Source organism: Chryseobacterium sp. Leaf405 (assembly GCF_001425355.1).
GTDB lineage: Bacteria > Bacteroidota > Bacteroidia > Flavobacteriales > Weeksellaceae > Chryseobacterium.
The window spans coordinates 21,070-39,371 of the sequence record NZ_LMQN01000018.1; the positions used below are offsets into that span (position 1 = coordinate 21,070).

Below are 18,302 nucleotides of genomic sequence, written 5' to 3' on the forward strand. Positions count from 1 at the left end.
TACAGTTAATTAAAATCTTATTAATTTTTTAATTAAGAAGATAAACATCAATTTTGAAGTCTTTAATTGACTAATTTAGCATTGGATTTAAAATGCATTAAGATTTCTATGAAAAATATTTTCTTTTTATTACTTATTTCAGCTGTACAACCCGTATTTTCACAAACAAAATTAGAAAAGGCAATAACCAATCTTGAGAATAATTACGAACAGGAAAAAGTATACATACTTACCGACAAATCGCAATATGTAGCCGGTGACCAAATCTGGTTTAAAAGTTTCGTATTTGATGGTTATAATCGTTCTACTTTGTCTACTACTTTATTTGTGGAATTATACAATGCTGATAAAGAATTAATTGATTGGAAAACGATACTTCTTACCAATGGTGAAGGCAATGGAGATTTTAAACTTAAAGAAAATCTTCTGGAGCAGGTTTATTTTGTAAGAACCTACACTCCCTATATGACTAATTTTAGTGAAGATTTCCAGATTGTTAAAACGATCCCTATTTATAATCCAACTTCCACTGAGACATTAGAAATTGCTAAAAGTTCAGATTGGTCTGCCAAAGCTTTTCCGGAAGGCGGAACTTTCGTTAACGGTATGCCTACGAAATTTGCAGTAAGATTATCAAGCAACATTTCTTTACCGGAAACTTGGAACGGAAAAATAATAGATGTACAAAATCCAAATGCACCGATCACCACATTTACGTCTTTTGATAAAAATGTGGCATCTTTTAAAATAACTCCAACTTTAGGAAAGAAATATCAGGCAATTATTCAGGATAATGCAGGAAAAAAGCAAACCATAGATTTGCCGGAAGTTGCAGACAGCGGTCTCAATCTAAAAGTTATAAGTTCTGATGAGGGGATTAAATACAGTTTAAAAGGGGTTAATTTAAAACAACAGCTTCAGAATTATAAAATTGTAGGAACCATCAATAATCATCTTGTTTACAAAGCAAATATCAATCAGTTAACGAATGAAGCTTCAAGTCTTATTCCTACAAAAATCAGTAATGGAGCAAACGGTATTTTCCAATTGGCAATTTTTGATGATCAGGATAATCTTGTTGCAAAAAGGCTCTGTTTCATTAAACCTAACAATTTAAAGATTGATAAAGCAGAAATTATCGGTCAGAATCTGAAGCAGACACCGAGATCTTTCAACAGCATTGATCTTTCCCCAGAGTCGCATTTTAAAAATTATACCGTTTTAGTAAATGAAGATAATGGCAGCAACAACCAGGAAGATGAAAATATTTTAAGCAGCCTGTGGCTAACAGGAGATTTTACTTCAAAAATAGACCGTCCGGCGCAATATTTCTCTACAAATGCCAACACTGAGGCATTGGACGCTTTATTAATTTCTGAAAACTGGAAAAGATTCGATTGGAATACAGTACTTAGCGGATCTGTACCGACCATTAAACCTAATGCTCAAAAATTTCTTTCTTACCGGGTAAAACCTCTTAAAGATAATGCTCTAATGAAAGATACTGCTGTAAATTTAGTGTTGAAATTAGGCGAAAACGAACCTACTTTCAATCCATTTAAAACAGATCAAAACGGATATATTTATCTGAATAATCTTAACTTTGATGAACCTTTGAATGTTTCATTATTTGTTAATTCTGAAAAGAGCAAAGAAGCCGGTACAGATAATTTATTTGTTACGGTTGAACCTTTGGTAAATCCAACTCCATTTAAAGGCAATTTACCAACTACAAAATACAAATTAATTCCAGCCGCTACCAACAGAAAGCTTTCTCCAACAATTTCCAGAGCGATCAACACTCAGAAAAACATGGAAAAACCGGAGAAATTTGATGTACAAATTGAAGAAGTAAAATTAACAGGAAAGAAAGCAGATCCAAAAGAAGAGCTAAATAAACAACTTTCCAGCGGAATGTTTACATCGATGAATTCTACGATATTTGATTTCGTAAATGAAGATCAAAATGTCTTTGGATCAAATAATATATTAGACTGGTTACAGGGAAGAGCTGCCGGTTTAACATTTCAGAGAAATAACTCCGGCGTGAATGTTCCTTACATTCGTGGTCAGCAGGCTAAGCTGTATTTAGATGAGGTACAAACCGATCCTACAATGATTGCCAACCTTCCTGTAAGTACTATTGCGATGGTGAAAATCATTAAGGAGTCTGGGTTAGTAGGTAATGCAGTCGCAATCTATACCATGAAAGGTAATATGAAATCTAAAAGTAATGAAAAGCCGACGCAGAATAAAAATTCATCTGTAGTAAGAGGATATGATAAACCTTCAGAATTCCCAATCGAAATGCTGGATAATGACGATTCTCCAAAGAAAATTGAAAGTGATACCAGAGAAACACTTTATTGGAATCCCAATTTGTTTGATAGTGATTATGTTCCTCCAAGAATTAAATTTTTCAATAACGATACCGCAAAACAATACAAAGTATTGATTATAAGTTTCGATGAAGATGACAATTTACTTTATGATCAGAAAATTTTAAAATAATATTTACCAACTTTTTAATAAATCACCAAATAAATTTAAGTTTAAAATTCATTAATCACCGTAATTCACTACAAATCTGACCGATAAAATCTTCAAACCCAATATTATTTAAAGAAATATTTTTCCTTATCATTTGGGGTTGTTCCCGGTTGCCACAATAATGACGAATCTACATTTATCTAAAAATTTGTATCCTTATAATGTACAATAGAAAGATTCTTTAATATTTCTGCACTTTGCTCAGGCGTAATATCACGTTGAGGTTCAGCCAACATTTCGTAGCCGACCATAAATTTTTTAACTTCGGCATTTCTCAGCAAAGGCGGATAAAAATGCATATGAAAATGCCATTCAGGATGAGATTTTCCATCAGTTGGCGATTGATGAATTCCCGCTGAATACGGAAAAGATATTTCAAAAAGATTGTCATATTTTATAGTCAAACCTTTTAAAATTGAGGCTAAAGAAATTTTTTCAGATTCAGAAAAATCAAGAATATTTTCAACTTTCCGTTTGCTTACAATCATTGTTTCGTAAGGCCAAACTGCCCAAAAAGGAACAATTGCAACGAAATCTTCATTCTTTAAAATTATTCTTTCATCGATTTCCAGCTCTTTTTTCACATAATCCTCCAAAAGAGAATTTCCGTTCTTGTCAAAATACCTTTTAAGATTTTCCTGAGTTTTCAATATAACTGACGGAATTGATGACTGTGCCCAAATTTGTCCGTGCGGATGCGGATTGCTGCAACCCATCATCTGTCCCTTGTTCTCAAAAATCTGAACGTGATTAATATAATCCAGATTTCCCAATTCTTCATATTGCTGCTGCCAAACGTCAACGACGTTTTTGATGTCATCAACTTCCATTTCAGGCAAAGTAAGACTGTGATTTTCTGAAAAACAGATGACACGATTGATTCCTCTTTCAGGTTGTAATGAAAAAAAATCAGAACTTTCTTCAGAAAATTCCACTTCATCTTTCATTAATGAGCCAAAATCATTATTGAATACAAAAACGCCTTTATAATCTGGATTTTTGTCACCATTGACACGAATATTTCCCGAACACAGGTAGCAGTTTTCATCGTGATTTGGAAGTTCTTTTTCTTCCCTTTTTTCGGTTTGTCCTTGCCAAGGTCGGCTGGCACGCTGTGGAGATACCAAGATCCATTCATCCAAAAGCGGATTGTATCTTCTGTGCGAATGTTTTTTTTGATTAAATGACGAGTTCATTTTCTTTGTATTCATTAATTCCATCCGATATTTTTACTCTGTAGACTTTCATTTCGATGTCGAAAGCCGTTTTATATTTAGCCATGATATTTTTAATAACTTCATCCACATTTTCATCTTTAATCAGATTGATGCTGCATCCGCCAAAACCACCACCCATAATTCTTGCGCCTAAAACGCCATTTTCCTTCAACGTTTCTTCCACCATAAAATCGAGCTCGTCGCAACTTACTTCAAATTCAGTCGAAAGTCCTGAATGGGTTTCAGTCAAAAGTTTTCCTAAATATTCTGCATCACCTTCAGATAAAGCTTTCGCGGCTTTTTCCACTCTTTTGATTTCTTTTAAAAGATAAAAGCATCTTTTGTAAGAAATTTCTCCCATTTCTGCTCTCAGATCATCCAACATATTAAATGTAAAATCTCTGAATTTTTCAATTTCCGGAAATCTCTCCCACAATATTTTTTTGCCCTTATCAACATCATTTCTTCGGTCATTGTAGCCGGAGGTAAGATGTGTATGTTTCACACAACTATCAAATAAAACCAGACTGTAACCTTCAAGATTTGCTTCAAAATACTGATGTTCCAGAGAATTGCAGTCGAGCATTATCACTTGGTGCTCTTTCCCTAAAACAGAAGAAAACTGATCCATAATACCGCACTTTACACCTACGAAAGTATGTTCGGATTTCTGACCGATTAGTGCCAGTTCTTTTTTTGTTAAATTTAAATCGAAAAGTTCGTTAAGAATAAATGCAAAACCGCATTCCAAAGCTGCCGAAGACGACAAACCCGAACCCATAGGAATCGTGCTGCTGAAAGCAATCTGCAAACCGCCGATTTCTTTTCCTGATTCCTGAATCGCATTGAATACGCCCAGCAAATAATTAACCCAAATCTGAGAAACAGGAGCCTGCTTCTCTTTAACATTAAAACTGAACGAATCATTGAAATCTTTGGCAAAAAAGGTACAGATTTGTGAATCGTTAGTCTTTTTTACCGCAAAATAAATATGTTTATCAATCGCCGCCGGAAGTACAAAACCATCGCTGTAGTCTACGTGTTCTCCAATAATATTGATTCTTCCCGGTGCGAGAAAAATACGTTCCGGTTCCGATTCAAAAGTCGAACGAAATGCTTCTTTTGTTTGATTAATTAAATTCTCCTGCATAAATAACTGCAATATACTTCTTGATTGATTGTAAAGGTAATAATATATATTTTTTGTATCTTAATTTTTCATTGAAAGTGAAGAGAAATATTTCTTATATAATCTTTTAAGTCGTTCTATTTACCCAGATTTAAAACTTTTATCACGTACACGAATTGTTCGTTATGAGATCTGCATTTTTTGTGAATCTTTGATAAACTGCTCTAATCCTGAATCCGTTAAAGGATGTTTCAACAATGATAATATCGGCTGAATCGGGCAAGTCACGACATCTGCACCGATTTTAGCGCAGTTGATGATGTGCATTGAGTGGCGAACGGATGCTGCTAAAATTTCGGTTTCATACATATAATTGTCAAAAATCAATCTGATTTCCTGAATCAAATTCAAACTGTCTGTAGAAATATCATCCAGTCTTCCCAAGAATGGCGAAACGTAGGTTGCACCGACTTTTGCTGCCAAAAGTGCTTGTCCGGCAGAGAAAATCAAAGTACAGTTGGTTTTGATTCCTTTGTCTGAAAAATATTTTAAAGCTTTGATACCGTCTTTTATCATTGGGATTTTCACAACGATGTTTGGATGAATTTGCGCCAGAATATCGCCTTCTGCAATCATTTCTTCATAAGTTGTTGAAAGAACTTCTGCTGAAATATCACCATCTACAATGTCGCAAATGTCTTTGTAATGTTGAAGAATCGCCTCTTTTCCGCTGATTCCTTCTTTTGCCATTAGTGACGGATTAGTAGTTACGCCATCAAGAATTCCTAAATCATTGGCTTCTCTAATCTGCTCTAAGTTGGCAGTGTCGATAAAAAATTTCATATGTAGATTTTATTTGTTATTAAATATTTTATATAAGTCTTAACTTATTATACAAACAACTTCCTGTCTTAAAAAATTCAGAAGTTATTTAATTGTGATGACCCATGTTGAGTTTGATTTTCTTCAGATCTTCCAACTCGTGAATCGGTCTTTCGATATCATAAGGAATCGGTCTTTTGGAAAACGTCTGGAAATATAATAGACACGCATCCTTCCACCAAACGGCATCTTTTGACTGGATTTTAAGTTTTGACTGAACATCTGTGAATCTTTCACTATCAATGTAAGGTTGCATTTTGTCCCAGACTTTTTGATAATCTCTCACTTCATGAACGCCTAAATCGTATTTGTAGCACAATTCTTCCCACATGGTTTTTCCATCTTTCATTTTGTAATCCCACGGAACGTGATGAAACCATAGAATCAGATTTTCAGGAGTCGTTTTGATGTTTCCATACATCCCATTAAGTGGCGGAAAATATTGTGAAACGGCATCGCTTCCGGTTTTTGTCCTGTCGAATCCAAGTCCTTCTGCATTGGCTTGATGGTAATAAACAGGCGACCAATCTGGTCTTCCTCCTTTGTAATCGCCCCACGGTTCGGGACCATAATGATGATTTCCGGCGAAAATATGGTGTAAACCCAGTGGCATCATATAATCTACAGCGGTTTCACGGGAAGTGAGCATCATTTCTTTGACAGGATTGACAAAGTTTCTATCATCTGTAAAAGTCATTTTAATCCACTCGTCGGCAATCTGTTCTGAGGACAAATCATGATTCCAAGCCAGTCGTCCAAATGCATACCAATTGGATTGTGCAAAATGATGCCCCGTCCAATTTGTGTCTTCACCGATATTGGCAACTGCTGAAATTGCCGTTAATTTTACAGGTCTTAATGTTCCGTCTGTAATCTTTGCAATTGTCGAACCTTTTCCATTGGAATACGTATCGCTATCTAATGTTTCTTTGAATAATGGAGCAAGATAGACTAAATGATTTGCCTGTCCCAAATATTCCTGAGTAATCTGAAATTCAACCATTTCCGGTGTCTTTTTCAATGCTCCAAACAGTGGATTAAATGCTTCACGAGGCTGAAAGTCAACCGGTCCGTTTTTGATCTGGATGATGACGTTATTTCTGAATTTTCCATCCAAAGGTGTGAATTCAAGATAAGCCTGTTTTGCTCTGTCTTCTTTGCTCGGACTGTACACAAATGCTCTCCACATCACGATTCCGCCATAAGGTTTCAGAACATCGGCCATCATATTGGCACCGTCGGCGTGCGTTCTTCCGTAATCCTGCGGTCCGGGTTGTCCTTCGGAATTGGCTTTCACCAAAAATCCTCCAAAATCGGGAATTAATTTATAAATTTCTGAAGCTTTGTCTTTCCACCATTTCTGAACGTCCTTATTCAACGGGTCAGAATCTTTTGTATTTCCTAATACTTTCGGCGAAGAAAAATTGACAGAAAGATAAACTTTGATTCCGTAAGGTCGGAAAATATCAGCCAAAATCTTGACTTTTTTCAGATAATCTTCACGAAGCATATTCGGAGAAGCATTCACATTATTCAGAACCGTTGCATTGATTCCAATTGATGCATTTGCTCTTGCATATTCTTCATATCTCGGTGAAACGGTATTCGGCAAATCCTCCCATTTCCAAATTGAATGTCCGGCATATCCACGTTCAATCGTTCCATCGAGATTATCCCAATGATTAAGAATTCTTACATCAAAAGATGGTTTTTCCGTAATGTTGAGATTAGTAGTTAAACTATTCGTTTGCTGAAGCCTTAAAATATGATAAACACCGTACAACAATCCGATTTCTTTTCCGGCAGAAATTACCAGTTTATTCTGAACAGATTTTATCGTGTAACCATCTTTCAGGTTTTTTAAAGATTTGTCCGTACGAAGTTCGACTTCTTGTCCCTGCCAATGATTCGTCAGCTCTTTTTTGGCAATATTGAATGTCGGGCTGTTGCCTTTCGAAATGATTTTATTTGACGAAATCCCGTTTTTTGCTGGAAACCGAAGCCAAAGCTGACTGCCATCTTCTGCGAAAATCATAAGCGGAATCATTAAAAATAACAAAACGTAAATTCGGAAATGTTGCATTCTTAAATTTTTAAAATTATTTAAGTTTTGGCTAAAGCCAAATTGTATATTATCTTTTTAAAACGGGCCAAAGCCCGCTCCTATTGATTTTCTTCCAACCCTTCAATGGTTTTTATTTTTCCGTTTTCATCATATTCAATTTCAACGACTTTCATACTTCTAAGCCAAGTTTTGCCTTCGCTAGGAACAGAATCATGGAAGAACAGATACCATTTATCTTTGAACTCAACAATGCTGTGATGGGTTGTCCATCCCACAACCGGCGTTAAAATTTCTCCCTGAAATGTAAATGGTCCATAAGGATTATCTCCGGTTGCGTAACAGATTAGATGTGTATCTCCCGTTGAGTAAGAAAAGTAATATATTCCGTTGTATTTATGCATCCATGATGCTTCGAAAAAACGGTGTTTGTCGCCGTGAAGCAAAGGATTTCCTTCTTCGTCAAGGATTAGAAGGTCTTTCGGTTCTTCGCCAAATTCCAACATATCATCGCTCAATATTACCACTTTTGAAGGAATTGCCGGTTCATCATCATTCGGCATAACTGCAGATTCCAGTGCTTTGTTATTTCTGTAACGTTGCAATTGTCCGCCCCAGATTCCGCCGAAATACATATAATGTTTTCCGTCGTCCTCAAAAAGGCAAGGGTCGATGCTGTAACTTCCCAACATCGGATGTTTTTCCGGAACAAAAGGACCAGAAGGTTTATCGCTCACTGCAACACCGATTCTGAAGATGTCATTTTTATCTTTCAAAGGGAAATACATATAATATTTACCATCTTTAAACGCCACATCGCAATCCCACAACTGTCTTCCAGACCAAGGAATATCCTTTACAGAAAGGACAACGCCGTGGTCTGTTACTTCGCCATTTTCAACATCATCTAAAGAAAAAACGTGGTAATCGTTCATATCGAAATGATCTCCGTTGTCATTTTCTTCAATGCCACTTTCACGGTCGTGTGACGGATAAATGTATAATTTGCCTTCGAAAACGTGTACGGAAGGATCTGCCATATAATCGCTTGGGAAGAGATATTTTGCTTTGTTCATTATTTAGAAGTTAGATTTTAGACTTATTTCTTTTTTGTTAATTGAATGATTTTCTCAACAACAGGTTTTGCCTTATAATTTCTGTCGAAAAGAAGCGGATAATCGGTTCTGCCTTTTACCGGAAAATCATTTTTCCAGGATTGATTGTCTGTTACTCCCCAAAGAGTTACTCTTCGGATCTTGTCCTGATGTTTCAAAAACAAGTTGAAAAAATCCAAATAGCGGTTTTCCCAATCTTTTTCAACATTTTCGGGAAGTCCTTTGGTGTATGGATTCATTTTGGCTTCATACTCCACTTTGTCGGAAACGTTGGCAGAAGTTCCCCAAGGAGAAGGAAGCGGACTGATTTCCATTTCAGTGATATTCACTTTTACGCCTGCTGCAGCGTAATCTGTGATTGCTTTTTCGTATTCTTCCAATTTTGGCGTGTCCAATCCTACGTGAGTCTGCATTCCTACACCATCGATTCTGATTCCTCTGGATTTCATATTCTTAACAATTTTAACAACTGTTTTTACTTTTTCCGGAAACCATTCGTTATAATCATTATAATACAATTCAACATTGGGATCAGCTTGCTGTGCATATTTGAACGCAAGCGGAATGAATTCTTCCCCCAGAATTTCGTAAAACTTACTTTTTCTATAAGTTCCGTCTTCCATAATGGCTTCGTTGACAACGTCGTAACCTTTGATTCTACCTTTATATCTGCTGACAACGGCTGTGATGTGGCTTTTCATTCTCTGTTTTAAAACTTCGGGTGAAACATCTTTTCCGTCTTTGCCCACAAAAAACCATTTTGGTAATTGTGAATGCCAAATCAGGGTATGACCAATGATGAACATTTTATTTTTCTCTCCAAACTCTACGAATTTATCGGCATCTTCCCAGAAGAATTTTCCTTCCTGCGGTTGGATGAACATTGATTTCATACAGTTTTCCGCAACGATGGAATTGAATTGTTTTTTAATAATGTCATCGGATTTCACATCGGTTCCATTAATCTGCGGAAGGCTCATTGCAGTTCCGATGTAGAATTTATTTTTGAAGGCATTTTTCAGGGAATTGTCTGACGATCCCGAATTTGCGGTTTTGCAAGAGACGGTAAAGGCTAAAATTCCTAATAATGCGACTATTTTTTTCATAATTATTTTTTTAAATCTAAATTTTAACAGCGAATCTCTCGCAGCCCGGCTTGAACGGAGCTTCTTTTGTGAGGAGGTACGACGAGCAAAAAAGCGGGAGTGGAAGACGGATTAAACTGCCCAAATTTTCTAATCCTGTAACTTTCTTCTGTCTTTCAGTTCCTGCTCAATTTGAGTTTCCATTTTTTTGTTGATTTCATAGAACATCAATAGTCCACAAGCGGCAAAAAATGGAATTGCAGGGTAAATACTGACCAGCATTTTAGCACCTGCTGCAACAGTTTCAGGCTGAATAACATTTTGCGCACCTTCTGAAGAAAGATAGCCGTAATTTCCGATAATAGAGGAAACTAGTGAACTTCCGATGCTCAAACCAACTTTCAACCCGACCATCATTGCAGAGAAAATTATGGCTGTTGCGCGTCTGTTATTTTTCCACTCGGAATAGTCAGCTACATCGGCAATCATTGCCCAAAGAAGCGGTGTGCTGATTCCGTAAAAAAAGCCGTGAAGAATTTGCGAAAGGAACATTAATCCTACCGATTTTGGCGGATAAAAAATGAATGCCACAATAAACAATGTTGAAATGAACAATGATGCGATGAAAGCATCTCTTTTCCCGTATTTGTCGGCAAATCTTTTTGAAAAGGTAATTCCGACAATCATCATAATGATTCCACCAGCATTGAACAGCCCGAAACCTGCTGAACGAGGGTCTTCACCGAAGAAATTCATCCCGACAGAATTGAAGAAATTGGTTATTGGCGAAATGAAATTTTTAAGGGAAGTTTCATCTACATAATTGTTGAAGTAATAAACATAAGAACCACCTTTCATTGCCAATGTAATGAAAATCAACGCCGTAACAACCAACATAATAATCCACGGTTTATTTTTCTTTAAATCTTTCAAATCGGCTCCCAACGTAGATTCCTGTTCCGGTTTTGGAATCACTCTTTCTTTGGTGGTAAAAAATGTAATGAGCAACATAATGGTTCCGATAATCGCCAACCATGTCATTACGATTTCGATTCCGACTGCTTTATCGCCGTTTCCTGCGGATAAAATAATTGGCAGCATAAATACCTGAACGAAAAACTGAGCAAACATTACCGCTACAAAACGGTAAGACGAAATACTGTTTCGCTCTTTCATATCGCCTGTAATAACGCCACTCAACGCAGCGTAAGGCAAGTTATTAGCCGCATAAAGTAACAATAAAATACTGTACGTTACCGCCGCATAAATCATTTTTCCTTTGTAAGAAAAATCGGGTGTGCTGAATGCGAAAAGTGCGGCTGCACCTAACGGAACTGCAGAAAATAAAATCCACGGACGGAATTTTCCCCATTTAGTCCTGGTTCTGTCTGCCAATGCGCCAACCATCGGATTGAATCCGAAACCGGCAATCAATCCAACAACTAAAGTTATGACAGAAGCATTTTCGGGTTTCAATCCGTAGATATCTGTATAAAAGTAAGCTAAGTACGTTACCAAAGTCTGGAAAACCAGATTGGCCGCTAAATCTCCCAAACTGTAGCCGATTTTTTCAACGACAGATATTTTTTGAGATGTATTGTTCATATAATTGTTGATATTTTTATAATTAATTTTTAAACGCAAAGTCCGCAAATATTTTTTGACTACTAATCGTTTTTAAGTTTCGCAAAGGCGTAAACTCAGCAAAGACTTAAAGATTATTCTGTAGTAAAAGGCGATGCGGGAAGTCCTGTTTTATTTTTCAGGTTTCCATCCGGATTGTCTGCCCAATCGTAGCGAACTGCAACCGGATTTTTAACCGAATCATTCCAGACTACAAGCTTTTTACCTTCGATTTTAGCTGTTGCCAAAACCCATTTTCCATCAGAATTTTTTATGGCAAAGCCTTTCAACTTAGAAATTGGTGCAAAATCATCACTTCCATTTTTAAAAGAAAGAATAATTTTATTGCCTTCGATTTTCATTGACTGATAAACTGGTCCGTCTGAAATTACATTTTTGTCATAAGCGATTTTCATTGCCTGTAAAGCGAGTCGGTCTCCCACTGTTTTTTTGTTTAAAGGGTGAATATCATTCCACTCTCCTATATCGATAATTACAGCCAATCCGGTATTCGGAACTTTTAGCGAAACCTGACTTTGTTGCTCTCTCAATTCTGCCCAATTGCTTTCAACCGGTTGAGATTTTGATTCCATAAAATTGGCTAACTGAACGATGAAAAAGGGCATTTCTTTGTTATTCCATTTGCTTCTCCAGTCTGTAATCATTGTAGTCAGCAAATCGCCGTATTCTTTTGGTTTTCCTGTGTTACTTTCGCCCTGATACCAAAGTGCACCTGTGATATTGTAGTTAATTAAAGGATTAATCATCGCATTGTACAGACCAGTCGGCTTCCAACGGATGAAGGTTTGTCCCGGAGCCATTCTGTCGACTTTTGCCCCGATTTTATATTTCCATTCAGATTTTAAATCTATTTTTTGTCCGTCGATTTCAAGGTAATACGGTTTATCTGCGATGAACTGCCCCTTTTCGCTTCCGTTGGAAATTCTCACAGCAATTACGTTTTTGCCTTCTTTCAAAACTCCGGCAGGAATGTCGTACCAACGTGGCGGATATTCATAAGTCACGTTTCCGACTTTTGTGCCGTTGATATAGGTCACATCAGCATCTTTAATTCTACCAAGGTTTAAAAACGTTGGTTTTCCAGCCTGATTTTTTGTTAAAATAATTTCTTTTCTGAACCAAACCGAACCATCGAAAGAACCTTCTTTATCTTCCCAGGAACCCGGAATCTGCATCGTTTTCCAGTCAGAATCATTCAAATCAAATTTTTCCCAATGCTGATTGAGTCCGAGATCACTTTGGTCTAATTCTCCATACCAAGCTTTGCTGAGAGCCTGTTCATTAGATTCAGTTGATTTGATTAAATCATCATTCTGCCACTTTTTAGCTTCATCCAGATATTCAGGATATTTTTTCAGAGAATTTTCATCCATCCAGGCCTGAATTGGAGAACCTCCTAAACTTGAGTGAATAATTCCAACCGCTACCTTTTCTTTTTCACTTACATCTTTAGCAAAAAAATAAGCAACACCTGAAAAATTTAAAATCGTTTGAGGATTTGTAGCTTCCCATTTTCCACCGTCTAGTTCGGTTTGAGGCGATTTGAAATTATATTTCTGAGGAACCGTGAAAAAACGAATATTTTGGTTATTCGCATTTTTGATTTCGTTGGCGTATAGCGGAGTCAATCTGCGCATCGGCAGTTCCATGTTCGATTGTCCTGAGGCCAGCCAAACTTCGCCAATCATAATGTCTTTAAGCGTCAATTCATTGATGGTCATAGTGTACGGACCGCCCGCTTTTTGTTCCGGAAGAACGATTTTCCAGTTTCCCTTTTGGTCTGCGGATGTTTTATAATTTTTGTTAAGGAATTTCACTTCTACTTTTTCATTGGCATTAGCTTTTCCCCAAATATTCAGTTTTTGATTCCTCTGTAAGACCATTCCGTCTGAAACCAAAGCCGGAAGCTTAACTTTTGCATTGATCAATGAAAAGCACAACGCGCCGATGAATAGAATTAATATTTTAAAAAAGAGTTTATTTTTCATAGCAAATTTGATTCTGCAGTTATTTTTAGTTTTTATCTGGCGTTTGATTCAGCAATCTTACTTCGATGATTTTCGGAGTTAATGATTTTTCACCTGAATTAAATTTGATATTCAGTATATCTTTATGGATTTCAGATTCAGGAATCGGAATTAATAAAGTTTGTGGAGAACTGCCCATTTTTCCTTCGAAATTTTTAGAGTAGGCTTTAATTCCGTTGATTTCTGCATTCAAAGTACGATTATTATTGGCATCAAAATATGTGATGTAAAGATATTTTGCACTCTTCTCCTTATTTTTCATCTGATAACTGAACCATCCTTTTGCCTCACGGAAATGGCGATCTTCCATATATCCGGTGTTGGAATCTTTGCTGTTGAAAAAGTGGTCAGATTCCGGCTGTTGCTCACCGAGCTGAATTTTATCTGTCGTAATATTGTTCAGTTTTCGGATTTCCGTTTCTTCTTTGGCTTTCTGTTTCTGAATCAATTCGATTTTATCCTGAGTTGCCTGCGGAAAATAAATAATATAACGCTGCTCGTGAATTTTATAGAATGGAATCAATCTCAATCCTTCTGCAAATTTATTTTGAGGATAAAGACCATTTAATTTAAATATCAGATCTTCTCCATTCACTGTTTCCAGATGATCAATCACATCTGAACTTCCCAAAATAGTCGGAATATCATTCAACGGAATCTGTGGTCCGTGCGCAATGTGACCGCCACGGCTGTCATCGCCAAAAAGTCCGTTCTGATTTTCTGTTCCGTACGTTGCGGCTAAAACGATTGGACCATATTTGAAAGCATAATAATCCGATTTGTCAGGAAGCTGCTCTGCTGAAAGGTGCATGGGGATTTTCATTTCGACCACATCGCCCTTTTTCCATTTTTTTTTGATATTGATATAACCTTCGGAATCGACAGGAATATTGATATTTTTTGAATTAACGGAAACGATTATTTGTGAAATATTAGACCATTCCGGTGCTCTTAGTTTCAGATTGATTTCAGAACTCGGAGCGAGGTCAAAAATTAATTTTGTAGAAGGTGTCTGCGGAAAATTATTTTCCTGTCTTAACACCAATTTCTTTTCAGACCATTTTAAAACAGACGGAATAAACAGATTGATATACAAATCATTATCCGAATATGCATAAATCATTTCACCATATTTGGCGTGATTTTCCATTCCGGAACCTACGCAACACCAAAAACTGGTTTCCGGCTGAGAATACACTCGGTAATGACCGGGGCGCATTGGCGTAAAGTATACGAAACCGCCTTTTTCAGGATTTTGAGTGGAAAGAATATGATTGTACAGAGCTCTTTCGTAATAATCCAGATAAGATGACTTCGGATTGGTAGCAAAAAGATCTTTGGTCAGCTTCAACATATTGTATGTATTACAGGTTTCGGGACCTTCGATACTTTTAATCATTCCACTGAAATCATTGATGGAATTGAAATGTTCACTCACACTGTTTCCCCCAATAATTGCGGAACGTTTTTGAGTTACATTTGTCCAAAAAAAATCCGCTGCACTGCTCCACTCTTTGTTGTTTTCTAAATCGGCAATTCTTTTAAAACCTATGACTTTCGGAATCTGCGTATTGGCGTGAATTCCCGTCAGTTTATCTTCGTGAATCAACAATGGATTTAAAATCGCCTGATGCGAAAAGCGGTGCGCTAACTTCAGATATTTTTCATTTTTAGTAATGTCGTAAACATCTGCAAAAACCTCGTTCAGTCCGCCATGTTCGCTGTTCAGCATTTCCTGGATCTGCTCATCGGAAAGTCTGGAAACTTCATTTGCCATCCAATCGGTAAGCTTAATAAGCATTTTTTTTGCTTTTTCGCTCCCTGCGTACCAATAAGCGTCTCTTAAACCTGAGTAAGTTTTGTGAATATTATACAGCGGAACCCAGCGGTCATTCAACCCGAAAGTAGCTGCTCGAATATTTCCTTCAGCAATTTCTTTCCAGATTTTTTCCCCGTTCGGAACACCTGAAAGATAGCCGTTTCCTGAAATATTCTGGCAACGCTTCAGCTCATCAATCATATAATCTAGTCGCTGTTTCACTTTTGCATCACCTGTAGAAGCGTACATGAGTGACAATGCAGAAATATAGTGTCCTCCAATATGCCCGTCCAATCCAGTATTTTCCCAATTTGGGTAATTTTCTTTTTTTGGATTGAGCCCCGCCTCTTTCAAATATGGAGCCAGCAAACGGTCTGCATCCATAGACATTATATAGTTTTCGTCAGTCTGCATCGCTTTGCTGAAAACGCTTTCTGATAAATGAACTTTGTTGAGAGGAAAGTAGCTAACATTTTTCTTCACCTGCCCGAAAGCAAGAGAAGTAAAACTTACGAGTAAAATCAGAGATTTTTTGTTCATAAATAAATGTTATTTCTACATTTCTAAAATAAAAGAAAGTATTCAACTGGCAAACAACTTTAAACTTTAACGATAAAATGATATACAAAATCACTTTTTCAATTAATAAAAAGTATCTCTAAAAAATGCTAGCTTATCATAAAAAACAAGATTAGACAAACTAAAGAAAATCAATTAAATAAATATAATTTAATCACTATCAAAATGAAGATCATCGATTTAAAAGAATCGATTAAAATACGTGTGTAGACTTATCGTATTTCAAAAGATATGTCAGATAAACTTTCATCTGAAATTCACGTAAAAAATTTTAACATAATTTTAACATTAAATTCACATATAATTCATGGTTATTTGGCAAATAAATCGATAAAACGATGAAAAATTATTCCCAAAATAGATACGAAAGCTTTTAAATTATCAAAAAGAAAATTAAAACAAATAAAGTGTTCGCTGCACATTTATTACACTGTTTTGTTTATATCTACCTTAAAAACAATTAACTTTGTAGAAAATAATTTTTGATGGAAGAGAATTATCTCAATTATCCCAAACATTTTATTGCAGTTGACTGTATTATATTCGGTTTTGACGGAGAGAATCTGAAAATCCTTTTAGTGCAAAGAAATTTCGAACCAAAGAAAGGTGAATGGTCGTTAATGGGTGGTTTTATTGATGATAAAGAAAGTTCTGACCAAGCTGCCAACCGTGTCCTGAATACCTTAACCGGACTTGAAAACATTTATCTAGAACAGCTGAATACATACACTGAAATTGACCGTGAACCAACTGCCAGAATTATGTCGATTTCTTATTATGCTTTAATTAATATTCAGGATAATATTCAGATTAACGAAGAATATAATACCAAATGGTTTGATTTGCAGGACAGACCAAATCTTATTTTTGACCACAATGATATGGTAAAAGATGCGATTCTGAGACTGAGAAGAAGGGCTTCCACACGACCTATAGGTTTTGAATTACTGCCCGAAAAATTCACTATGAAAGACCTTCAGAACCTTTACGAAGCGATCTTCGATGAAAAATATGATAAGAGAAATTTTACAAGCAAAATCAACGGAATGGATATTCTCATCAAAACCGAAGAAAAAGATATGACATCCTCTAAAAAAGGATCTTTTCTGTATCGTTTTGATGAAGTGAAATATCAGAAGAAGATTGGAGAAGGGTTTACTTTTAAAATTTAAAAAATTATTTTTTTCCCATCACACCTAAATGAGTATGTTTGAAATCATCCTCAAATTTCAATCCGTATCCGAAAATTCTGTCCATCGAAGAATGCGCCCATAAGATAATTCCGGCAAATTCTACAATTGAAATTTTCAGCCAGAATCCGAGAATCAAAACTATAATTGCAAGCAGTTTATGATGGAAAAAATTGTACATCCAGGCTCCAATTTTTGGATTGATTACATACCCAACCATCGAAAAATCCGGAAGCAAAAGGCAAAGCGGAAAAAGCCACCATTGAAATTCTAATTGACCAAAAAGGAAAATAGCGAAACCAAATTGTCCCAATTCTTCAAGCAGTAAAAGATTTTTCATTGTCATTTATTTATTGGACAAATCTCTGACAATTGAAACAACATCCTCTTGACAAAAATCAAGAATTTTCTGTCTGCCTTTTTCTTATTCTGCTAAAAGTTTCGGGCGACATTCCCAAAACTGACGCAATATACTGCAACGGAACCTGATGAAATAATTCTTTGTTCTGTTCAAAATACTGATTGTAGCGTTCTTCAGCAGTCATTGAAAGATGCGAAAAAATCCGGTTTTCCATCATCGCAAAACATTTGATTATAAATTGTTTCTCGATTTCAATCCATTTTGGAAATTCATGACAAAGTTTTATATAATCTGTTTTGGAAATGCTTAATAATTCAACCTCGGTGAAAGCCTGTATCGTCCATCGATTAGGTTGATTAAAGAAAAAACCCATCAATTCTGTCACGAAAAAACCTTTTGTAGAAATCCATTGCGTTATTTCTTTCCCATCTTCCGTTAATGCAAAAACACGAAGAATTCCTGATTTAACAACACTCAATCTTTCACAAATTTCACCCGATTCTGTAAATATTTTATTTTTGCTTAATTTTTCCTCCTTAAAATAAGATTGAATAACCGAAAGTTCTTCAGTAGTGAGAGATCCAAAATATTGTTGGATTGATTCATTGAAATTTTTCATGTTGCTGTTTCTAAATCTTGAAT

At 36.1% G+C, this 18,302-nt stretch carries 13 protein-coding genes; 2 read left to right on the plus strand and 11 right to left on the minus strand.

The features are described from left to right. Nucleotides 1-108: 108 nt before the first annotated feature. Nucleotides 109-2,511: a hypothetical protein gene (locus ASG22_RS18185; protein WP_055987719.1), complete on the plus strand. Its 2,403-nt coding sequence runs from the start codon at nt 109-111 to the stop codon at nt 2,509-2,511. 179 nt (nt 2,512-2,690) lie between these two features. Here ASG22_RS18185 and ASG22_RS18190 read toward each other — a convergent pair whose 3' ends face one another. From ASG22_RS18190 to ASG22_RS18230, 9 genes are all read right to left on the minus strand, one after another. Next, complete coding sequence (locus ASG22_RS18190) at nt 2,691-3,761, minus strand: UDP-glucose--hexose-1-phosphate uridylyltransferase (protein ID WP_317038858.1); 1,071 nt, start codon at nt 3,759-3,761, stop codon at nt 2,691-2,693. Next, complete coding sequence (gene galK, locus ASG22_RS18195) at nt 3,730-4,917, minus strand: galactokinase (RefSeq protein WP_055987722.1); 1,188 nt, start codon at nt 4,915-4,917, stop codon at nt 3,730-3,732. Before galK ends, ASG22_RS18190 begins: the two co-directional genes overlap by 32 nt. A gap of 162 nt (nt 4,918-5,079) precedes the next feature. Continuing rightward, entirely contained in the window at nt 5,080-5,739 is a 660-nt protein-coding gene (gene fsa, locus ASG22_RS18200; RefSeq protein WP_055987724.1) for a fructose-6-phosphate aldolase, read from the minus strand. 88 nt (nt 5,740-5,827) lie between these two features. Next, entirely contained in the window at nt 5,828-7,861 is a 2,034-nt protein-coding gene (locus ASG22_RS18205) for an alpha-glucuronidase (RefSeq protein WP_055987726.1), read from the minus strand. Nucleotides 7,862-7,941: 80 nt separating this feature from the next. Then, nucleotides 7,942-8,916, minus strand: coding sequence for a glycoside hydrolase family 43 protein (locus tag ASG22_RS18210; protein WP_055987728.1), 975 nt, complete (start codon nt 8,914-8,916; stop codon nt 7,942-7,944). 23 nt (nt 8,917-8,939) lie between these two features. Then, the gene (locus ASG22_RS18215; protein ID WP_055987730.1) at nt 8,940-10,061 is read right to left on the minus strand and encodes an endo-1,4-beta-xylanase; all 1,122 of its coding nucleotides are present in this window, start codon (nt 10,059-10,061) and stop codon (nt 8,940-8,942) included. A gap of 129 nt (nt 10,062-10,190) precedes the next feature. Continuing rightward, the gene (locus ASG22_RS18220; RefSeq protein ID WP_055987732.1) at nt 10,191-11,645 is read right to left on the minus strand and encodes an MFS transporter; all 1,455 of its coding nucleotides are present in this window, start codon (nt 11,643-11,645) and stop codon (nt 10,191-10,193) included. A gap of 113 nt (nt 11,646-11,758) precedes the next feature. Next, entirely contained in the window at nt 11,759-13,672 is a 1,914-nt protein-coding gene (locus ASG22_RS18225) for a sialate O-acetylesterase (RefSeq protein WP_082505049.1), read from the minus strand. Nucleotides 13,673-13,697: 25 nt separating this feature from the next. Beyond that, nucleotides 13,698-16,070 carry a glycoside hydrolase family 127 protein gene (locus ASG22_RS18230; RefSeq protein ID WP_055987735.1) on the minus strand — a complete coding sequence of 791 codons (2,373 nt, stop codon included), beginning with the start codon at nt 16,068-16,070 and terminating at the stop codon, nt 13,698-13,700. Between the two features lie 524 nt (nt 16,071-16,594). Here ASG22_RS18230 and ASG22_RS18235 point away from each other — a divergent pair. Further along, complete coding sequence (locus tag ASG22_RS18235) at nt 16,595-17,281, plus strand: NUDIX hydrolase (RefSeq protein ID WP_055987736.1); 687 nt, start codon at nt 16,595-16,597, stop codon at nt 17,279-17,281. Nucleotides 17,282-17,285: 4 nt separating this feature from the next. Here the strand turns inward: ASG22_RS18235 and ASG22_RS18240 are convergent, their stop codons facing one another. Beyond that, the gene (locus ASG22_RS18240) at nt 17,286-17,639 is read right to left on the minus strand and encodes a DUF4260 domain-containing protein (RefSeq protein ID WP_055987738.1); all 354 of its coding nucleotides are present in this window, start codon (nt 17,637-17,639) and stop codon (nt 17,286-17,288) included. 58 nt (nt 17,640-17,697) lie between these two features. Further along, nucleotides 17,698-18,279 (minus strand): Crp/Fnr family transcriptional regulator, encoded by a 582-nt coding sequence (locus ASG22_RS18245; RefSeq protein ID WP_082505051.1) that lies wholly within the window; start codon nt 18,277-18,279, stop codon nt 17,698-17,700. Nucleotides 18,280-18,302 lie beyond the last annotated feature (23 nt).